This is a genomic window from Microvirga sp. Mcv34, from assembly GCF_024519725.1.
In the GTDB taxonomy this organism is placed as follows: domain Bacteria; phylum Pseudomonadota; class Alphaproteobacteria; order Rhizobiales; family Beijerinckiaceae; genus Microvirga.
In genome coordinates this window covers 1-3,075 of sequence record NZ_JALJRK010000188.1, presented here as the reverse complement: position 1 = coordinate 3,075, position 3,075 = coordinate 1, and the positions used below count along the sequence as shown (strand labels likewise).

At 63.7% G+C, this 3,075-nt stretch carries 2 protein-coding genes and 2 pseudogenes; 1 reads left to right on the top strand and 3 read right to left on the bottom strand.

Annotated elements, in window-relative coordinates:
• Nucleotides 1-235 (bottom strand): annotated as a pseudogene (locus OC446_RS29845) (IS110 family transposase); the annotation flags it as partial.
• 127 nt (nucleotides 236-362) lie between these two features.
• Here OC446_RS29845 and OC446_RS29840 point away from each other — a divergent pair.
• A pseudogene (locus OC446_RS29840) lies at nucleotides 363-593 on the top strand (integrase core domain-containing protein); the annotation flags it as partial.
• Here the strand turns inward: OC446_RS29840 and OC446_RS29835 are convergent.
• Nucleotides 593-2,659: a recombinase family protein gene (locus OC446_RS29835; RefSeq protein WP_262032510.1), complete on the bottom strand. Its 2,067-nt coding sequence runs from the start codon at nucleotides 2,657-2,659 to the stop codon at nucleotides 593-595. The pseudogene OC446_RS29840 and the gene OC446_RS29835 sit on opposite strands and share 1 nt — an antisense overlap.
• A complete protein-coding gene (locus OC446_RS29830; RefSeq protein ID WP_262032509.1) occupies nucleotides 2,652-2,873 on the bottom strand; it encodes a hypothetical protein in 222 nt (73 codons plus the stop codon). The genes OC446_RS29835 and OC446_RS29830 overlap by 8 nt, the downstream gene beginning before the upstream one ends.
• Nucleotides 2,874-3,075 lie beyond the last annotated feature (202 nt).

Below are 3,075 nucleotides of genomic sequence, written 5' to 3'. Positions count from 1 at the left end.
GGCGGTAGGCCAGCCCGCGGTGGTAATCGCCTGTAGCCTCAAAGCCGATGAGCACGGGGCCACTGTAAGCCATCAGGGCCTCGACGAGGCGATCGTAATCCGCCTTGGTGCTCAGGATGGTAAGCCGCCGACGCCGCTGATGGCCGGCAGCCTCAAGGAGCACCTCGTGGCGATGCTTGGCGATGTCGATTGCTACCAGTGTGGCAGGGACAGGTGTAGGATTGAGCTCGGTCATGGTTGCTCGGCCTCCAGCGTGTGTTGAGCGACATCACTGTGAGACCTGCTGGCTGGCCATGACCACCCCAAGCAGCGCGGCTGCGCAACCCGGGCCAGCTCCGCCGCGCTGCTTCCCCATGTACTATGGCCCGGAGTTCGTGGCCAAAGCCGTCCAGGAATGGATTACGGCTGTGGGCGCCAGCACGGCTTATATTGAGCCGGGCAGTCCATGGGAGAACGGGTACTGCGAGAGTTTTAACTCAAAGCTGCGGGATGAACTGCTGAAAGGAGAAATCTTCTACACCTTGGAAGAGGCAAAGGTGATCATCGAGAGTTGGCGCCGGCACTACAACCCTGCATCACAACACCCATCTGTCTATGTCATTGATGGAAAGAGAGTTTGTTGATCGGGATGCGGTCCCGTGGGGTATTTTGCCGAGCGCTCGGCACGTTGTGCAACCTCGTTCGCCGCTGATCCATCAAGATCGGCGCGGCTGAAGATCCAGGGACCATCCGCAAGCGGATGGATGGCAGTGATCTCACCGCGTTCGGTCGCCAGCCTGAGCGTCTTGGGGCTGACGCCGAGATACGCAGCCGCCTGGGTCAGGTTGAGCCAGGGTTCAATCCCGTCAGGGGCGGGCCGGTAGACCGGAATGCGATGGTGGGAGCGCAGCGCCGTCACACGCTCCCGCGTCCAACGATTACCGTGGCCGGTCACAAGCTTATTCCGATTCAGGAGGCCGGCGATGAGATCGTCATTGGCGATCAAAACCAGATGCCGGACGGCGGCAAGGACATCAGGTGAGGTGCTGTTGCGCTGGCCGCGTCGCCGCCGCGCCAGACGCAGCTCGGTGTGAACGCCGCCGGCCCAATGAATCATCAAGAGGATCTCGCCAGCATCCGCATCAATGTCGGCGATCACCTCGCGAATGACGGTGCGCACGATGCGCTTCTTGAGCCGCGCATCTGTGGTCGGGGCGCTCCAAACAGCCTGCAGGTCATCGGCCAAACTGGCCAGGGAGATCGGCGCGATCTCCATAGCAGGTGGCAGGGCCGCATCGTGGGCGGCGATCTTCGCCTCGACCTCAGCCACTCGGGCCAGCGCCTTGTTCCAGCGCGCCTCCAGTTCCCCAGCCACCAGGCGATTGCCCGGATCGGCGGCATCGTACTGGCGGAAGCCACGGTCTGCTGCGTATCGGACGGCTTCGAGATCACGGGTGAGCGCCTCACGGACTTGATCCCGCCGGCTGCTGGCTTCTGCCTCGGCCGCGACGGCAGCAGCAATCGCACCGGGTTGAACCACCTGCAGCAGAGCCGCCTCAATGGCGTCGTCCACCCGCAAGCCTCCGAAGGCGATGCAGCGCGGCTCTCCGTTGTCGAGGTGGCCCCGGCAACAGGCATAGCGTGGGATGTTGTGCTTCACGCCCGAGTAGCGAACCGTCAGCTTCCGGCCACAGCGCCGGCAACGCATGAGACCGGCCAGCAGGGCGTCGCCGTGCTTGGGTGCGCCATGATGCCGGCTGGTCGGGACGTTGTCGCTCACCATTCTGCGTATCGCCTCCGCCCGTTCCCAATCGACATAGCCCTCATGAGTGCCGGGCTTCAGAGTGAGCCATTCAGCGCGGGGCTTGCGGCAAATCCTGCCCCGCACGCCTGAGCTGTCATAGCCCGCAACACGAGTCTTACCATAAGCATAGGCGCCGCCGTAGATCGGGTTCTCGATCATCCGGTGGATGGTCGCATAATTGGGCCGGCGCCAGACCACATCGCCGTTGGGTTGCCGGGCCGGCAGATCGAGCCCGTGCTCGTGGAACCACAGCAGAGCCTGGCGGGCGCTGCCCAGTTCCGCCACCTTGTCGAACACCAGCACGATCGCGTCCTGCACTCGCCGGTCCGGATCCTTCTCCCAGCGGTCGCCGGCCTTCACGAAGCCGATTGGTGCAGTGACGAGAAGTTCACCGCGTCTGGCCTTCTCGTAGCGCGCTGCAAGCGAGCGCTGACGCAGAAGATCGAGCTCATACTCATTGAGAGAACCCTTGAGCCCGAGCAGCAGCCGATCGTTGCCCTGCCGCGGTGCATAGACCGTCTCCTGGTCAATCAGCACCGTGTCGACCACCCGGCACATCTCGATCAGTTGCTGCCAGTCGCGGCTGTTGCGGGCAAAGCGCGACACCTCGCGGGCTGCCACGGCCCCAACCTTGCCGAGGCAGACCTCGGCCACCATGCGCTCGAAGCCGGCGCGGGCGGTGGTGCCGGCCGCTGACCGCCCGAGGTCGTCATCGACGGTGTCAATCTGAGCCCAGCCCAGCATGGTCAGCCGATCTCGCATGGCGTACTGCAGGGTGCTGCTCTCGCGATTGTGCAGAACTTGATGGGCGGAGGACTGACGAACATAGAGGATCGCCTTGCGCTCCAGATGATGGGGTTGGATCTTGTCAGTCATGACCGCGCTCCTCTGCCGGTTCGGGACGAGGATCGCTGTGAACGTGTTCGAGGATCAGGCGAACCATCAGGTTCGTCAGCGCCTGTTGCGTCTCCGCAGGCAGGGTTCGCCAGTCTGGCATCCGCGGCTGGCCGCCGTCGCTTGGCTGGGCAAACAGGTCGAACTGCTCTGGTCTGGACCGAAGGACATGATGAGGGTTGCTCTGGCGTTGCATGGGCCTCTCCCCGATTCCCGTCGTGAGAGCTCCAGTTTGCCGTCGCAGTCGTGGGAGTCGACGGTGCTAACTTCGACACATCCGCCAGCAGCGCCGTCAAAGCCTGGATTGCGGCGGCATCCACCCGAGGCGCAAGCTCAACCCGCATTGGCGCACACACGGCCCGATCGAACATCCAGAGAGGGAGTTCCAGTCTGCGGGA

What these genes read in the sequence shown, in the direction of transcription:
- OC446_RS29835 (WP_262032510.1), bottom strand. Translation starts at nt 2,659, where the DNA reads ATGACTGACAAGATCCAACCCCATCATCTGGAGCGCAAGGCGATCCTC.
- OC446_RS29830 (WP_262032509.1), bottom strand. Translation starts at nt 2,873, where the DNA reads ATGCAACGCCAGAGCAACCCTCATCATGTCCTTCGGTCCAGACCAGAG.